Annotated in this window: 17 protein-coding genes; 9 read left to right on the top strand and 8 right to left on the bottom strand. The window is 38.4% G+C overall.

Annotated elements, in window-relative coordinates; translation table 11 throughout:
• Positions 1-37: 37 nt before the first annotated feature.
• The 3 genes from R3D71_10800 to phaZ form a co-directional block, all read right to left on the bottom strand.
• The gene (locus R3D71_10800) at positions 38-937 is read right to left on the bottom strand and encodes a DUF2610 domain-containing protein (protein MEZ5692133.1); all 900 of its coding nucleotides are present in this window, start codon (positions 935-937) and stop codon (positions 38-40) included.
• 5 nt (positions 938-942) lie between these two features.
• Positions 943-2,121, bottom strand: a complete 1,179-nt coding sequence (carA, locus tag R3D71_10795) for a glutamine-hydrolyzing carbamoyl-phosphate synthase small subunit (GenBank protein ID MEZ5692132.1) — start codon at positions 2,119-2,121, stop codon at positions 943-945.
• A 100-nt stretch (positions 2,122-2,221) separates the two neighbouring features.
• Entirely contained in the window at positions 2,222-3,466 is a 1,245-nt protein-coding gene (phaZ, locus tag R3D71_10790) for a polyhydroxyalkanoate depolymerase (protein ID MEZ5692131.1), read from the bottom strand.
• Positions 3,467-3,727: 261 nt separating this feature from the next.
• Here phaZ and cyaY point away from each other — a divergent pair, with 261 nt between their 5' ends.
• Both cyaY and R3D71_10780 read left to right on the top strand, forming a co-directional pair.
• Positions 3,728-4,060, top strand: a complete 333-nt coding sequence (cyaY, locus tag R3D71_10785) for an iron donor protein CyaY (protein ID MEZ5692130.1) — start codon at positions 3,728-3,730, stop codon at positions 4,058-4,060.
• Positions 4,050-5,843 carry an ABC transporter transmembrane domain-containing protein gene (locus R3D71_10780; GenBank protein MEZ5692129.1) on the top strand — a complete coding sequence of 598 codons (1,794 nt, stop codon included), beginning with the start codon at positions 4,050-4,052 and terminating at the stop codon, positions 5,841-5,843. The genes cyaY and R3D71_10780 overlap by 11 nt, the downstream gene beginning before the upstream one ends.
• 43 nt (positions 5,844-5,886) lie before the next feature.
• Here R3D71_10780 and R3D71_10775 read toward each other — a convergent pair whose 3' ends face one another.
• The 5 genes from R3D71_10775 to R3D71_10755 form a co-directional block, all read right to left on the bottom strand.
• Complete coding sequence (locus tag R3D71_10775) at positions 5,887-6,522, bottom strand: YqgE/AlgH family protein (protein MEZ5692128.1); 636 nt, start codon at positions 6,520-6,522, stop codon at positions 5,887-5,889.
• A gap of 169 nt (positions 6,523-6,691) precedes the next feature.
• The gene (locus R3D71_10770) at positions 6,692-7,591 is read right to left on the bottom strand and encodes a hypothetical protein (protein ID MEZ5692127.1); all 900 of its coding nucleotides are present in this window, start codon (positions 7,589-7,591) and stop codon (positions 6,692-6,694) included.
• Position 7,592: 1 nt separating this feature from the next.
• Positions 7,593-8,348, bottom strand: coding sequence for a hypothetical protein (locus tag R3D71_10765; protein ID MEZ5692126.1), 756 nt, complete (start codon positions 8,346-8,348; stop codon positions 7,593-7,595).
• A gap of 2 nt (positions 8,349-8,350) precedes the next feature.
• Positions 8,351-9,109 (bottom strand): hypothetical protein, encoded by a 759-nt coding sequence (locus tag R3D71_10760; GenBank protein MEZ5692125.1) that lies wholly within the window; start codon positions 9,107-9,109, stop codon positions 8,351-8,353.
• An 81-nt stretch (positions 9,110-9,190) separates the two neighbouring features.
• On the bottom strand, positions 9,191-11,080 hold the full coding sequence (locus R3D71_10755) for a secretin N-terminal domain-containing protein (GenBank protein ID MEZ5692124.1): 1,890 nt from the start codon (positions 11,078-11,080) through the stop codon (positions 9,191-9,193).
• A gap of 341 nt (positions 11,081-11,421) precedes the next feature.
• Between R3D71_10755 and R3D71_10750 the strand changes: the two genes are divergently transcribed.
• The 7 genes from R3D71_10750 to R3D71_10720 all read left to right on the top strand — a co-directional run bounded on the left by R3D71_10750 (position 11,422) and on the right by R3D71_10720 (position 15,084).
• A complete protein-coding gene (locus R3D71_10750) occupies positions 11,422-12,024 on the top strand; it encodes a hypothetical protein (protein ID MEZ5692123.1) in 603 nt (200 codons plus the stop codon).
• Positions 12,025-12,126: 102 nt separating this feature from the next.
• Complete coding sequence (locus R3D71_10745) at positions 12,127-12,672, top strand: hypothetical protein (protein MEZ5692122.1); 546 nt, start codon at positions 12,127-12,129, stop codon at positions 12,670-12,672.
• A 315-nt stretch (positions 12,673-12,987) separates the two neighbouring features.
• A complete protein-coding gene (gene flgB, locus R3D71_10740; GenBank protein ID MEZ5692121.1) occupies positions 12,988-13,398 on the top strand; it encodes a flagellar basal body rod protein FlgB in 411 nt (136 codons plus the stop codon).
• Between the two features lie 37 nt (positions 13,399-13,435).
• On the top strand, positions 13,436-13,843 hold the full coding sequence (gene flgC / locus R3D71_10735) for a flagellar basal body rod protein FlgC (protein MEZ5692120.1): 408 nt from the start codon (positions 13,436-13,438) through the stop codon (positions 13,841-13,843).
• 85 nt (positions 13,844-13,928) lie between these two features.
• Positions 13,929-14,243: a flagellar hook-basal body complex protein FliE gene (gene fliE / locus R3D71_10730; GenBank protein ID MEZ5692119.1), complete on the top strand. Its 315-nt coding sequence runs from the start codon at positions 13,929-13,931 to the stop codon at positions 14,241-14,243.
• A 17-nt stretch (positions 14,244-14,260) separates the two neighbouring features.
• Positions 14,261-14,527, top strand: a complete 267-nt coding sequence (gene fliQ, locus R3D71_10725) for a flagellar biosynthesis protein FliQ (protein ID MEZ5692118.1) — start codon at positions 14,261-14,263, stop codon at positions 14,525-14,527.
• Positions 14,528-14,826: 299 nt separating this feature from the next.
• On the top strand, positions 14,827-15,084 hold the full coding sequence (locus tag R3D71_10720; GenBank protein MEZ5692117.1) for a type II toxin-antitoxin system prevent-host-death family antitoxin: 258 nt from the start codon (positions 14,827-14,829) through the stop codon (positions 15,082-15,084).
• The last annotated feature ends 22 nt before the right edge of the window (positions 15,085-15,106 follow it).

Genomic DNA, 15,106 nt, shown 5'->3' with positions numbered 1-15,106 from the left:
GTATTTGATAGATGTTACAAAAGTTAAAAATGGTCTGTTATTTCTCCAGAATATTTTTAACATTATCTTTTATATCCTTATACATTTCTTTAGTTAAAAGATCAGTGGCATATTTTGCTGGTTTATCATATTTCCGATACACCCATTCATTCAACTGAGCGATGCTTAAGGTTATTATTTTGTGCATAGTTATTTTATCTAGTATGAGGAAAAAGTTAAAATAGCTTACCACGTTAATAGGTAGACAGTAGCCGTATACATCTAAGGCGCAAGCTATTCTATAAGTTATTTCCCTGAATCGTTTCTCCGTATTATAGCATAAATACTCGCCTAAATTATCACAGTACTGTTCCACGCCAGTCTTTGTTTCCGATGATTTAATTCTGGATATTAATATTAGTAGAGAGGAAATAAGATAAAATTGCGCACTATAGAGATTTTTACCGTTAAATATATTAATGCATAAATTATCAATAAATAACATTTCTTGTCTTATAGAAAAGCTAATTCCAAAATGCGAATATTTGCTTTCAGTTTGCGGTTTTTCTATTATTTGTTTAATTTCAGGAGAATCAGATTTTTCTACGGTATCTATTTCTTTTGATAGCTTACGTATTTGTTCAAGATCAACTATTGTTTCCTTTGAAATCTCATCAATTTTGGATTTTATGGCTTTCTTTTGATCGGTCTTATTTATTAATGCATGTATGAGCAGTTGTTCGTAACTCTTGTTTAATTTATACGAACAGTTAAGCAGTTTGTGAAGATCAATGACAATTTTATCTGGTATGTATGTTTTTGTAAAATTGTGAGTCCATAGTCTTTGATAATATATTGGAGATTTATAATAGTTTGGTTCTCCACAATACATGCGGATCCTGCCGTTGCTTTTTTTGTTGTTCTGGAGTAAAACAGCCGGAAAAGTAAAACTTGCCATAGATGTTACCTATTATCCGTCATCATATTAATAAAATTATCAAATAAATACGCACTGTCATGTGGTCCGGGTGATGATTCAGGGTGGTATTGTACTGAGAAAATTGGTTTTCCTTCCACCCGTAATCCCTCCACGCTGCCGTCAAATAATGAAGTGTGGGTGATTTTTACCCCATCAGGCATACTATCCGCCAGTACCGCGAATCCATGATTCTGGCTGGTAATCTCCACCGCTCCGGTAATATGGTTTTTTACTGGATGATTAGCTCCACGATGCCCCTGCGTCATTTTCCTCGTTTTTCCGCCAAGAGCGGTAGCGAGTAGCTGATGCCCGAAACAGATACCAAATATCGGTGTTTCTGAGGCGATTAATTCTTGTAAGACCGAAGCGGTGTAGCCACTAGTCGCCGCTGGATCACCCGGTCCGTTGGAAAGAAATATTCCATCTGGCTTGTACGCTAGTATTTCCTTAGCGCCAGTTTGTGCTGGAACAACGGTTACTTTGCAGCCACGTGAGGTAAGACAGCGCAATATGTTATGTTTCATACCATAATCTATAGCGATTACATGATAGGAATTAGGGATTGGGGATAGAGGTTTAGGGCTTGAGGTTTGGGGAGTTAGCGCCCATTCTTCTTGTGTCCATTCATAAGGTTTTTTGGTCGTTACTGTTTTAGCTAAATCAAGACCTTCCATTTGTGGATATTGTGTTAGCTCTTTTTGCAACTCTTCTATCTGATTACTGATAACTGACCACTGACCACTGACAATCATCGCGTTTTGCGCTCCGTTCTTACGAATATGACGGGTGAGGGCACGAGTATCCACTCCGCAAATACCGGCTATGTCATTTTTTACTAGCCAATCGTTAAGATTATTCTCACTGCGGAAATTTGAGGGCTCGGTTATATTCTCGCGAATTACCAACCCGCTAGCGAAGACTTTATCAGCCTCAATATCATCATTATTGCAGCCAACATTACCGATATGAGGGAAGGTAAAAGTTATAATTTGTCCAGCGAATGAAGGATCGGTTAGAGTTTCTTGATAGCCGACCATTCCGGTATTAAAGCAAATCTCACCAATGGTTTTTTTATCAGCCCCAACCGCTGTACCACGAAATACAGTGCCGTCGGCAAGAAGTAGGCAAGCATCACGGCTAGCGGAATCACGCATTTTGGTCATTTATATGGTTAACCTTAATATTAATTTTGGTAAATCCAACCGATATTACGAGGCTAACCATAACCTGTCAAGAAGTTAGCATTGATTGTTTACTGCGAGGCTATTTATTATGTTTGCCGATGAAATCCACGATTATTGGCACGATATGCTTACGGAATTTACTGCCGTTGAAGATACCGTAGTGACCAACACCCGGTTGCAGGTGATGTTTACGCATACTCGCTGGTAGCGCTGAGCATAATTTTTGCGCGGCTTGAGTTTGTCCGACACCAGAAATATCATCAAGTTCTCCTTCTAGGGTAAGAAGAGCGGTTTTAGTGATTTTTTCCGGTTTTATTTTTTCGCCCTTATACTCAAACTCTCCCTTAGGCAGGAGTTGCTTCTGGAATACTTGCTCAATTGAGTCAAGGTAGAATTCAGCTGGTAGATCCGCTACCGACAGATATTCATCATAAAATTTCTTATGAGCCTTAGCGCTGTCACCATCACCAATTACTAGATGATTATACAGATCTTTATGGGCGGTTATATGGCGATCAAGATTCAGGGTCATAAAGCCAGTAAGCTGTAAGAATCCCGGATAGACACGGCGCATAAAGCCGCTGTAATTAGCGGGAACACGGGTTATTACATTTTGCTCAAACCAAGCCAGTGGTCTTTGAGTGGCGGACTCATTAACTTTTGTTGGGTTTGCTCTGGTATCAATAGGTCCACCAATTAGGGTCATTGAGCTTGGAGCGAAAGGATCATTTGTCTCATTCATCACTGAGGCGGCGACCAGCACTGGAACTGACGGTTGGCAAACCGCCATAAGATGGGTGTTCCTTCCGATTACTTTAATAAACTCCATTACATATGAGATATAATCTTCCAGATGAAAACTACCACAAGATGTTGGTATATGGCGAGCGTCCGTCCAATCAGTGATGTATACATCAACGAATGGTAGCATTGCCTCCACCGTACCACGCAGTAAGGTAGCGTGATGACCGGACATAGGGGCTACTAACAATAGTTTGGGTTGATTATATTTATCTGGCTTTTTGAAGTGTAATAATCTGGAAAAAGGTTTTTCCGCTATTACCTCTTCTTTTATGGCGACCTTTTTATCGTTAATTTTGGTGTATTTAATACCAAATTCAGGTTTTAGATAACGTTGAGTCATCCGACCAAGAACCTCAGAAGCGGCTGCTACATGCTTGCTGTAACCAGTATAAGATAAGGGGCTTAACGGGTGGCTATGTAATATCGCGCTCGCGTTTGCCATTATGTTAATTGGAGTGATCGCCGCGTAATGCATTTCATGCAGATTATATAAGTGGCTGTTTTCGTTAAGCATAATCATAATGATTACCTATTCTTTCCTTTTTTACTAGATGAGGATAACATGATTCTATGCTACATATAATATATATTTTTAATAAAAAAAGGATTAACTTATTATTTTTTCTAACTTTTAGAAAGTTTTTTAGCCATTCCTTGTGTTTTTCTAAAAAACTGATATTTTCTACGAAAATATAAATTATGTTTTTAATTGTACATAAAATTCAATAGTTTAACATAAATACTTATTGAATTATGTAGATAGATATTTCAGGGAAATACTATGCTTGATGGTGAATATCAATGTTTGTCAGCGGAATTACTGGATAATATAGCTGAAAAGCTTGAGTTTTTGGATGGTAACGGTGATCTTGAGCTGGAATATTATGATGGAGTGATAACCATCACCCTTAAATCGGGAAAGCAAATTCTTATTAATAAGCATTCGGCAAGTCAGCAAATATGGTTCTCATCGCCCATAAATGGCGGTATGCGTTTTTCATATAATAATGATTTAAGTAAGTGGAAGCTAGAAAATGGTAAAGAGCTTCTTACCACATTATCTGCTGAGCTTGAGGAAATCGCTGGTATAGAGGTTGAATTAGGTGAGAAATAGTAAAAATAACAGCGAATTGCTTAAACGACCGAAAGGTAGCATAAAAAATTTACTGCCTTTACTCAGATATTTAAGACCATACCGTATGCAAGTGGCAGGTGCTTTGCTTGCATTATTATTTGCCGCTTCAGCGGTTTTGGGGATGGGTAGCGGGCTGCGATATTTAGTTGATAACGGACTTAGTAAGGGTGATGTAGAGCTTTTGGACAGGTCATTTTTTATTCTGCTTGTTATTACATTTTTATTAGCTATAGCGTCTTATGCGAGATTTTTTCTGGTTTCATGGATAGGTGAGAAAGTAGTAGCTGACATTCGTAACGATGTTTATCGCCATTTAATATCTATGGATATGGAATATTTTGAGAAAGCCAGAACCGGAGAGCTGCTTTCACGGCTTACCACTGATACTACTTTGCTACAGGTAGTGATTGGTAGCTCTATATCAGTGGCCGCGCGTAATACTATACTATTTTTTGGTGGTTTTGTTTTACTTCTTATTACCAGTATAAAGCTTGCAGCGTATCTTTTGGTTATGGTTCCGGTAGTTGTTGTGCCAATTATCGTATTTGGCAGGAAAGTAAGATTTTTTGGGCATAAATCACAGGAGAAGGTGGCTAATATCAGCGCGCACGCTGAAGAGTCATTAAATTCCATCCGTACTATCCAGTCATTTACTCTTGAGGAATATGAGAAGGAGCGTTTCGCCGTCCTTGTTGGTGATACGTTGGATGCCGCGAGTAAGCGCATACGTAGTAGGTCGCTTCTTACCGCTATAGTTATTATGCTGGTTTTTGGAGCTATAGCCACCGTGTTATGGCTTGGTGGTCATGACGTTCTATCGGGAGATATGAGTGGTGGTCAGTTATCCGCTTTTGTTTTTTATTCGGTCATAGTAGCTGGCGCGGTTGGAGCTATCTCGGAAGTTATAGCTGATTTGCAGCGTGCCGCTGGCGCTGGTGAAAGATTGGTAGAATTGCTTAATATATCACCTTCTATAAATTTTTATGACAACAAAAGTGACAATGATTTATTACCGCTTAAAGAAGCTAATATAGAGTTTAGTGATGTAAAATTTTTCTATCCGACACGGACTGATAAACCGGCAATTAGTGATTTTTCGCTTGATGTAAAAGCTGGACAGACTATCGCGCTGGTAGGAGCGTCGGGAGCTGGTAAAAGCACAGTTTTTCAGCTTATGCTACGTTTTTATGATCCTAAGTCAGGAAAAATAAACTTAAATGGTCGGGATATACGTGATTTATCACTTAGAAATTTGCGTTCAATCATCGGGATAGTACCACAAGATCCTGTTATTTTTTCGGCAACGGCAAAAGATAATATTAAAATCGGCAATATCAACGCAAGTGATGAAGATGTAATAAAGGCTGCCCATATGGCACGCGCTATGGAGTTTTTAGAAAAATTGCCGGAAGGACTTAATAGTCATCTCGGTGAGAAGGGGATACGGCTTTCTGGCGGACAAAAACAGCGTATCGCTATAGCGCGTGCTATTGTTCGTAATCCTAAAATATTGTTGCTTGATGAGGCGACCAGTGCTCTTGACTCAGAAAATGAATATTATATACAGCAGGCTTTGGATGAGGTTATTAAGGAGCGTACAACTTTTGTTATCGCTCATCGTTTATCAACTATTATAAAGGCTGATAAAATAATTCTCATGAATGATGGTAAGATTGAGGCAACTGGGACTCATGATGAGTTGCTTAAGAAAAGTGAGCTATACGCGCGATTAGCTAGATTGCAGTTCAAAAGTGCCGCTTAGAAACCTTACAAGTATGTCACCAGAATTGCTAAGATTGAAATTTTTAGGCGTGACCGACCGAATTAGAAAAATTTCCGACATCAAAACCAAGAGAAGCTATCGCCAGCTCCCATTTCATCTCGTTTTCAGTATCAAACAGTAAGTTCTGAGTCGCTGATACCACTATCCAACTACCACTTTCCATTTCTGATTCAAGCTGTCCGGCAGTCCATCCAGCATAGCCAAGACTGATAAGGCATTTATCAGGACCTTTATCGTCAATTATGTTTTGTAATATATCAATGTTGGAGCTCACCGCTATTCCATCATATTTAGCTATAATACCCGCTATATCGGGTTTATCGCTGTGAACTATAAAGCCACGATTGCTCTCAACGGGACCACCAAAATGGACAGGAAGCCCATAATTTTTATCGGTTTTAAGACCGACCTGCTCCATAATATCATCTATTTTTATATTTTCTATCGGGTAATTCACTATGATTCCCATAGCACCCGACTCATCATGGACACACATATAAATCACCGCTCTGGTAAAGCAAGACTCTTGTAATGATGGTGAGGCTACCAGAAATTTTCCAGCCAAAGAACCCTTAGTGGCTGACTTATCGTAACCACCGCTTTTATTTCTGGTTAAAGGAGCAGCTATGCTCTCAGCTATTTTTATATTTTTAATCATACCTAGAATATAGTCTAATTTTAGAAAATTAAAAGCTAATAAAAGCATTGACAATGTTTTTATCTAATTGGAACTCGTGAAGAACGATGGAAGTGGGGATAATAGAATTGGGGAGTTTGGGAGTTAGGGAACTGAGGAAATGAAGTCAAATAGATAGAGTAAAATATCCTTACGACCAGATTATTGACTTTATGGCAACTTTGATATTATCGCATAAAAACAGATGATTATTGTCGCGCGCTGTTTTATACGGCTCATTTTTGAGTAGAGCTATACCAATATTATTAATAGATGTTCTTATCTCTCCGATTATGTTTTCACCAGCGACAATAGGAGTTCCAATAGCTGGTAGCCGCAAATCAGCGTTTGCTGTTATACGATAAAATCCTTTTTTTACATGTCCACGAAATTTGCTGCGAGCTGTTACTTCTTGACCGATATAGCAGCCTTTGGAAAAATCAACACCATGTAGTTTCTCGAAATCAGCCTCTAGTAACAGGCTCTTATCAATAATCATATCTTCGCTACCGATCATTCCCGACGATATACGGAAAAGTTCATATTCAACTTCATCAACTATTTTGCGTTCATCATCAGATGTGAGAATTTTTTTAACATCATTCATAAATTCTTCTTTTTTGCCAATTGACCTAATTCCCATAATTTTATTTCTGGGATCCAAGTAAAATAAGCTATTATTAATATTTATTATTTGACTATCATTTTCAGATGTTATTACAGGATTTTTGCCGTCCTCACTCCAGAAAACAGCAACCGAAAAATCTTCTTCTTTGCTAATCTCAATCTTAGAGCGCAGGCGATAAATTTTTAGTTTTGATAATAAATCTTCGGCACGCTCGGCGGATACATCAATGAAAATTTTGCCATTAAAGGGAATTAGAAAAAAATCATGAAGAAATTTCCCTTGAGGTGATAGTAAAGCGCTATAAATAGCGTTATTTTCAAGCAGTAGCTTAGTGTTATTACTTACTAATCCTTGCAGGAAAGAAACAGCGTCATCTCCACTTACCGAGAGCAACGCGCGGCTTTGCAAAAAAGCGCTAAACATTTTATTTCTCCATATTTTTATTTTGGGGTTTTTTATCAATTAATTTTTTATTCTTCTCTTCTAACTCATCGAGCTTACCAAGTCTTTCTTTGATAAAATAAGTCATATATTTAAGATCGGAATCTTTTATATCTGAGGCGTTATTTTTTATTGTTTCCATTATCCTAAGAGCATCTTGCATTTCTCCTCTTTTTTCATGGACTACTGCCACCATTTGTTGTGCCCATACTGGAACTCCGTCATTTACCAGTGGCTTAGCTACTTTTAACGCTAGATCTTTATCATCAAGTCTGTGTGTGGAAAGATATATTGATTGAACCAGCCACCACCATTTGTGTTTTATGTCACGAGTGGCATGATCATAAAGATAATCAACCACATAGCGTACATCAGATCTGTTTTGGGTTTGGCTGAAATAATAGGTAGCCATTGACGGGATCATGTTAGATTTTGAATCAATGCTGTCCATTAGTTTGAACCAATGAAATAGTTTGTTAAAATCATAATACCGTAGTGATGTGGAACGACCAAAAGTATCACCAGCGTTCTGTAGCTCAAAAGCCAGTAAGCGGAAATAAAATTGTTTGTCTCCAAAACTCATCGCGCTTACTGTTTGCTCGCTTGGCACGTTAGGCACAATGCCAAGTTCTGGTCTAATGGCTTTTACCTGATACCAGTAGCCAGCCTGAGCTATGATAAGTAGCGTGAATATAATCCGACAATCCAAAACTTTTTCTTTAATGTTGGTAAGAAGCATTGTCAAAACTGCCTGTGGCGGAAATCAATAATAGTCGCTGTTACAAGTAGTGGTATAAAAATTAAAGATTGTAATAGATATAGCTGCCAGTCCATAGCGTCATTTATTCCGTAAACCAGCCACTCGCTTTTAGAATAAAAATCAAGTCTTGGCGTTATTATGGCAATTATTTTTAGAACCCATTTTATTAGAATATATTTGGTATCATTAAACATAGGGTTATCGGCGGTCATCACAAAAAAAGCCATCATTCTAGATATAACGTAGAAGCCCATACAGGCAAGAACGGAGGTTACCGCGCTTCTCATGGTAAAGGCGGCAAATAGTGAAAACGATACTATCATTATCATTTCTAATATAAAGCTCGCTGACCAGACCATAAATCCAGTCCAATCATTTATGCCTATTAGAAAAATTATAGCTATAACCGGCAGGGTAAGAAGTAATCCAACGAGTGAAAAACCCAGTAGATATGAGACAATCAAATTGTTGCGGGATATTGGTTTTGATAAGATTACGTCTATTTCCTTATTATCAAAAGAATGCCTTATATGAAAGCAAACGAATACTATGATGCCGACCATAAGTACTACACGCGAGGAAGCGCTGGCATAGGAAAGAGTCATCTCCTGTTCCTCAATAAAAGCCGTCCCACCTAAAACCACTGATATGGAACTTGCTATAAGCACCCCAAGCATTAGTCCGACAAATAGCCAGTCACGTAGCGCGGTTATTAAAATATAGCGAATGTTAGTATACATAATTTTATTAATATAATTTTTTTATTGAATATATATGGCTATACAAAATTTTGATTTTGTAAAGCTTTCTATAGACACGACCTAGAATTCCAGAGGACGTGGATCCTGAATAAATTTCTGATATAGCGATTTATCGTAGGAAGTGGCGCTACCATTACTTCCAATTATTGTGGCACGAATAAATATTACCAATTCTTTTTTAGAGTTCTGTTTATCCACTGATTTGAACAGATTTCCAAATAATGGTATTTCGCTGGCATAAGGAACGCCGCTATCGGTATTTGATATTTTATCCTCTAATAAACCGCCTATAACAAGAGTTTGTCCACTTTTTATTTTAACTATGGAGTCAAGTTCCCTAGTCTCTATTTGTGGTGACTCGCTAGTGACTTGAGAAAGTGTGCGCAGAACGTCATCAGGAAGACCGGAGGTTTGAGTGGCGAGAGCTAGATTAATCTTAAATCCAGGGTCTTGTACAAATTTTACAAAGCGTTTTATAGTTGGTCTTATGCTTAGCGTAACCTCACCACTATCGGTATTTATAGAAGGTTGCAGGTTAAGTATTATACCAACAGGTTCTGTCCTTCTTTCGCTAGTAGCGGTAACGGTACCTGGTGTGGTAACAGTTCCGGTAGTGGTTGAAGGTGTAGAAGTAAGGTCAACATCGTAATAAACTATATCCTCAACAAAACTAAGCACAGCTTGTTGGTTGTTAACAGCGTTTAGACGTGGACTGGATAAGGCACGGACTGTACCAAACTCATTAAGCAATTTTACGGCGGAAGATAAATTAACACCTGAGCTTAATATGTCGTTTTTAAGTAGGGTAAGGGTTGGAACGCCAGCGATAATGCTGGAGCTTACGGTATCAGCTGTACTTTGAGAAAAGTTTATACTTTTGCCACCAAAATTATTCCAGTCAATACCGCTTCTGTAAGTATCATTGAGATTAACCTCAACTACTTTTGCTTCAATTAATACTTGCGACGAGGTGTTCTTCTCTATTTTTTTCAGAAATTTTTTGATGAGTTTATGTTGTCTTTCGGTAGCAGCAACAGTAAGAGTAGATGCTTGGCGGTTAACCACATAAAAAACTTTATTACCTGAGGTGTCAGAAGCTTGAGAAATGCTAGAATTTGAAGTGGGGTTAGCTGTTACTTGACTTTGTAAAGGAGTTATTGAAGGGTCATACTCGGTGTCACCTGAAGCGGGAGCCGCTGGAGCGGGATGAGATGACGAGGCGACAGCGGAGCTGCGTTTGGCTGGTGTATATGAGAGAATTTGTGCGATACCCGCTTCAAATTTTTTCCAGAAATCACTGTCAGCTTTTGAGGTAATATTTGACTGTGAGCCGGAGTTAGAGGATTCTGTGTTATTGCCGCCCCCAGTGGAAGAACCAGCTATTGTTCCTGTACTTATGCTGGCGCTGGAGCTGCGCTCGTTATTTAATAGATCTAGTGAGTAAAGCTGTATATATGGCGTATCACGTTCTATTCTTAAAACCCCATTTTTCATGTTGTAACGAAGACCCGCCATGTCAGCGATACGATCTATAACCTCATTAAATGGGCGGTCGGTCGCGCGTAGCGACACACCACCAGTGATTCCAGCGTCAACATCAATATCAACTTTAGCAAGGCGCGCAAGCTCAAACAGAACGTCCTTAAGTGGGACATCATCGGTAACCGCTAGTGATACAAGTTTAGTCTCACCAATTTTAGGTTTAGGTGGTGCTGTAAGTATTTCCGCAAGATCTGGTATTGGTGGTTCTACAATGTTATTGGCGTTTGCGACTTCGTCTTTTTTGAAGCTCTCTATATTACGCATATCACGAAAGTCACTACGGTTGAGTGACGCGTCACGATCTATGACATCAAGATCGTCAAGTGAGGAACTGTCCCAAGGGTTACAGCTGGAGATCAAGGCCGTACAGGACAATATCATTATCAACCTACTAACAGTTTGTCTCACAAATTCACCCTAAATTATTAGAAAACCTGAAATATATTATATTCAATATCATTATTATACTTATATACAGATATAAAATAATGCAACATCTCTTATCTAGTTTTTCCAGATAAATTTTTTAGTGCACACAGTAAACTGGCAAACTATTACAATATTAAAGTTAAGAAAAAATTAAGGCATTTATATCGCAATTGAAAACACAGGAATTGTATTGTGGATGGACGCGATCAAAGTGCGAGCCATAGCCAGCGAATTTAATTTAACAGTTAATTAGTATATCTTGTCTATAATAAGGAAGTCTATTAACTATATAATTTGGCAATGCGATTGGTGCTTTAGTTATGGAAAAACGCGCGACTACGAATCTAATAGGAAGTAATTTGGTAACTGGTGAGCTTGACAATGGTTTCTTTTTAAGAAAACGTGGAGCGAACGCCGGTCAGATATTGTTGTTACTTTTGGTTGCCATACTAATCGGAGTTGCCACCATAACTATAAATGAAAAGTTAGTGGTAACCTCTATAGTATTTATTCTGTTCGGTTTTATCTGTTGGAACTTGAGTAGAAGCGTCCAAGATAATATGAATATGGTAACCGCTGCTGAGTTTCAAAACTCACTATTTGCCTCAGCTCTTGGCATGAATCATGATTTTACTTTTATAGTGGCGGAAAATGAACGTGAAATATTCTATCTTGACCGCCCTTTCCAGATTTTTTTTCCGAGTTTCCTAAAACAAAAAAAACGTTCTCTTGATTTTTTTCTTAACATGAACAAGGTATCTAAGGAAGAGCAAGACAGTTTAAGTGTTCTCTTAAAAAGAAATGTTACGGAAGATATTACTGTTAATATGGAAATAGAAGGAAAGTCAGCGAATATTATATTGTCGGTTGAACCGATTCCTCGCCCTAAAGGTTTTACAGTGATACGTGGTCGCAAATTATAAAGTATTTATATAAAACAATATGTTAACTCTATTGTTGACATATGTTAGTTTTGCACTATACTCCCAACAATTTAATTATTGTTAATAAATACAGGGGGTATTATGCCAAAACAAGTTATACAAGAACAGACACCAGCGCCAGTGGAAGAAATAGATGTAAGCGCTCTTCCGACAAATCCGAATTTTAATCGTAATCATAGAACTCATACAAGTGATCCTGATTATAAAGAAGCGGAGTTACGTGGTAAATATCCTCCTTACAGGGATGCTGCTAAAATGGCGGAAAAGCCTGACTTTAATGAATATCCAGAACATGTAAGACAGGAAGTAATGGCTACCATGCAAAAAATAAAAGCGCATGATGAAAAATGTGATGATGTATTACAGCACGCTGTTGATAGCAATGTTCCTGAGTGGCAAAGAGGAGGAACTGGATTTGCTATTACAAATGCCGCTAAAGCGGTCACCATATTTGATCCTACAGGTCTATCAAGAATGGCTGTAAATATTGCGGGAGCTGCTCAGACTGGTATGGTCGCTCGTGACGCGTATCAAGGTAGTCACGAATGTAGGGACGCTGAGCATGAGATACTTAATACTCCGGCTGTACCTTCTTTAATGGGAAATACAAAGATGAGCGGTAGATAGTATTTTTGGTTATAGTATTAAGTAATTGCTCAAGTGGCTATATTAGCTTTTTTAGTCCCCGCATAAGCGGGGATTTTTTTATGTTTACACAATACGAATATGTGTGATCATATTTTTGGCACTATAATTGCTGGTAACAAATAATTGTTAGTGATGGTTTTTAATGTAAATCAGATAAGTTGTTCTGTTACTTTGACTCTAAATTTTACATACGAGAAAGTGATAGATATATAGTTTTTAGTATGCTATATATTCGTGCTAGGTAAATATTGCCTATAATATGATTGTTTGGGTAATTGTAAAGGTTGGTAAGTTATGAGTTTTACATCTGTTCCTATATTTGACGCTATGAAAGCGAAGCTTGGCTACTTGTCGGCAAGGCAAGGTGTTCTGGCACAAAATGTAGCGAACGCTGATACTCCTGACTATAAGGCTAAGGATTTGCGCACTCCAGATTTTAGGCGCACCTTGTCAAAAGAATTAGCTCATGTTCCTATGGAGACTACCAACAAGAAGCATTTAACTGGCTCTTCTAGCGGTCATTCTAAGTTCCGTATTGTAAATAGAGAATCAACATACGAGTTGAATCCTACGGGGAACAATGTTTCTATTGAGGAGGAAATGTCCAAAGTAGCTAGTAATTATATGGAATATCAGAAAACTATCAATTTATATCGTAAATCAGTTGAGTTGTTTAAGATAGCGATAGGAAAATCTAACGGTTAGCTTATTTTATAAATTTTTGTTTTTTTAAGGGGTAATTATGCAGTTATCGGATTCTTTAGCAATAGCCGCCTCTGGGATGAAAGCGCAGGGTGATCGTTTACGAGTGGTCGCTGAGAATATCGCTAACGCTGGGTCAACGGGTAGTAAACCCGGTGAGGAACCTTATCGCCGTAAGATAGTTACTTTTCATAGTCAGCTTGATAGAGAATTAGGTGTAAATACCGTAGAAATAAGCGAGCGTTCCTATGATATGTCAGACTTTATGAAGAAATATGAGCCTACTCATCCGGCGGCGGATGAGCAGGGTTATGTTTTATATCCTAACGTTAATACCATAGTGGAAATGATGGATATGCGAGAAGCCAGAAGAGGTTATGAGGCTAATATGAACATCATTGAAGTGTCAAAATCAATGCTATCACGCACTATTGATTTACTTAGGTAGTGTGGGATAAATTGTTTTTTAATATAATTATTATATATGGAATGACTATACTGTCTGGTGGTTGGTTTCTGGTTTTGGGGAATATATGAGCATAAATACATTATCCGCTAATAACGCTTATCTTAATCAATTAAAGTTGCGTAATGATATTACGGACGCGGCGTATCAAGAAGAGAACGCTAAAACTTCCTTTTATGACTTGCTAAAAGATGGTGTGCAGGATGTTATAGATACTCAACGTAACGCGGAAGAGCTTAGTATGGAAGCGATTACCGGTAAGGTTGATTTATCGGAGTTGGTGACGGCTGTAAGTGACGCTGAGCTTTCGCTTAATACGGTGGTTGCGATTCGTGATAAGGTGATAAGCGCTTATCAGGATATAATAAGGATGCCAATATAGTATTGTGGTGGTTTATTATGGGAACAAATGAGGTATTAGAAGTTATACGTGACGGTATATATGTGCTTATAATTATTTCCGCGCCAATAATGATCACGGCTTTAATTGTTGGGTTGATTATAGCTTTGATGCAGGCTCTTACTCAGATTCAAGAAGCTACCCTTACTTTTGTTCCTAAGGTGCTAGCGATGTTATTAGTGTTGGTGCTTACCTTGCCATTTATGGTGGAGCAGCTCACATCTTATAATCATCGGTTATATGAGAGAATAGCTAATATAGAATAGAAATTAAAGAATTGGAGAAACACAGCCATTAGGTTGTGCCAGCCATCACGCTCCATCCACCTTTGCGCTTGCGCGCTACAGCGAGACAAGCGCAAGGGACAGTAGTAGCGCAGCGGGAGCACGCAGCCGACTAGTATCGCTCTTCACTCACAGGGCAGAAGCAGCGTCAGAGAAATACAGTAAATTCAACCCAATAAGACTTGATTATGCGGGGATTGTGTATTCACCTTAGTCAAATACACAACTTGCATATATTACGTAACTTGTGTATAATGGGGGTATAAATTAGGAGATTTGCTATGACAACGATAGTAACAGCATCTGAGTTTCAGAAGAATTTTGGTCAGTATAAAGAACTGGCACAACGTGAACCCGTCAGCGTCACCAGTAATGGTCGTGAAAGTGTTGTGCTACTTTCCGCTGCGGAATACAAGGAATTTGAGACATTTAAACAATCTCGCTATGCGTATAATGGCGGCGTCACCGATGATTTTAAAGCGGATGTGGATGCCTTTATGGGCAAACATAGTGATGTGCTGGATGGGCTTGCCAAGTGAGCCTTTCATCCGAACCAAAATG

This window comes from Rickettsiales bacterium, assembly GCA_041396965.1.
Lineage (GTDB): Bacteria > Pseudomonadota > Alphaproteobacteria > Rickettsiales > SXRF01 > SXRF01.
Note: the sequence above shows the minus strand (reverse complement) of the source record. Positions and strands in the feature narration are given on the sequence as shown.

Coding starts and splice junctions, on each gene's coding strand:
- cyaY (MEZ5692130.1), top strand. CDS start 3,728: ATGCTTGATGGTGAATATCAATGTTTGTCAGCGGAATTACTGGATAAT.
- R3D71_10745 (MEZ5692122.1), top strand. CDS start 12,127: ATGCCAAAACAAGTTATACAAGAACAGACACCAGCGCCAGTGGAAGAA.
- R3D71_10770 (MEZ5692127.1), bottom strand. CDS start 7,591: ATGTTTAGCGCTTTTTTGCAAAGCCGCGCGTTGCTCTCGGTAAGTGGA.
- phaZ (MEZ5692131.1), bottom strand. CDS start 3,466: ATGATTATGCTTAACGAAAACAGCCACTTATATAATCTGCATGAAATG.
- R3D71_10775 (MEZ5692128.1), bottom strand. CDS start 6,522: ATGATTAAAAATATAAAAATAGCTGAGAGCATAGCTGCTCCTTTAACC.
- flgC (MEZ5692120.1), top strand. CDS start 13,436: ATGCAGTTATCGGATTCTTTAGCAATAGCCGCCTCTGGGATGAAAGCG.
- R3D71_10720 (MEZ5692117.1), top strand. CDS start 14,827: ATGACAACGATAGTAACAGCATCTGAGTTTCAGAAGAATTTTGGTCAG.
- flgB (MEZ5692121.1), top strand. CDS start 12,988: ATGAGTTTTACATCTGTTCCTATATTTGACGCTATGAAAGCGAAGCTT.
- R3D71_10800 (MEZ5692133.1), bottom strand. CDS start 937: ATGGCAAGTTTTACTTTTCCGGCTGTTTTACTCCAGAACAACAAAAAA.
- fliQ (MEZ5692118.1), top strand. CDS start 14,261: ATGGGAACAAATGAGGTATTAGAAGTTATACGTGACGGTATATATGTG.
- R3D71_10760 (MEZ5692125.1), bottom strand. CDS start 9,109: ATGTATACTAACATTCGCTATATTTTAATAACCGCGCTACGTGACTGG.
- R3D71_10765 (MEZ5692126.1), bottom strand. CDS start 8,348: ATGCTTCTTACCAACATTAAAGAAAAAGTTTTGGATTGTCGGATTATA.
- carA (MEZ5692132.1), bottom strand. CDS start 2,121: ATGACCAAAATGCGTGATTCCGCTAGCCGTGATGCTTGCCTACTTCTT.
- R3D71_10750 (MEZ5692123.1), top strand. CDS start 11,422: ATGGAAAAACGCGCGACTACGAATCTAATAGGAAGTAATTTGGTAACT.
- fliE (MEZ5692119.1), top strand. CDS start 13,929: ATGAGCATAAATACATTATCCGCTAATAACGCTTATCTTAATCAATTA.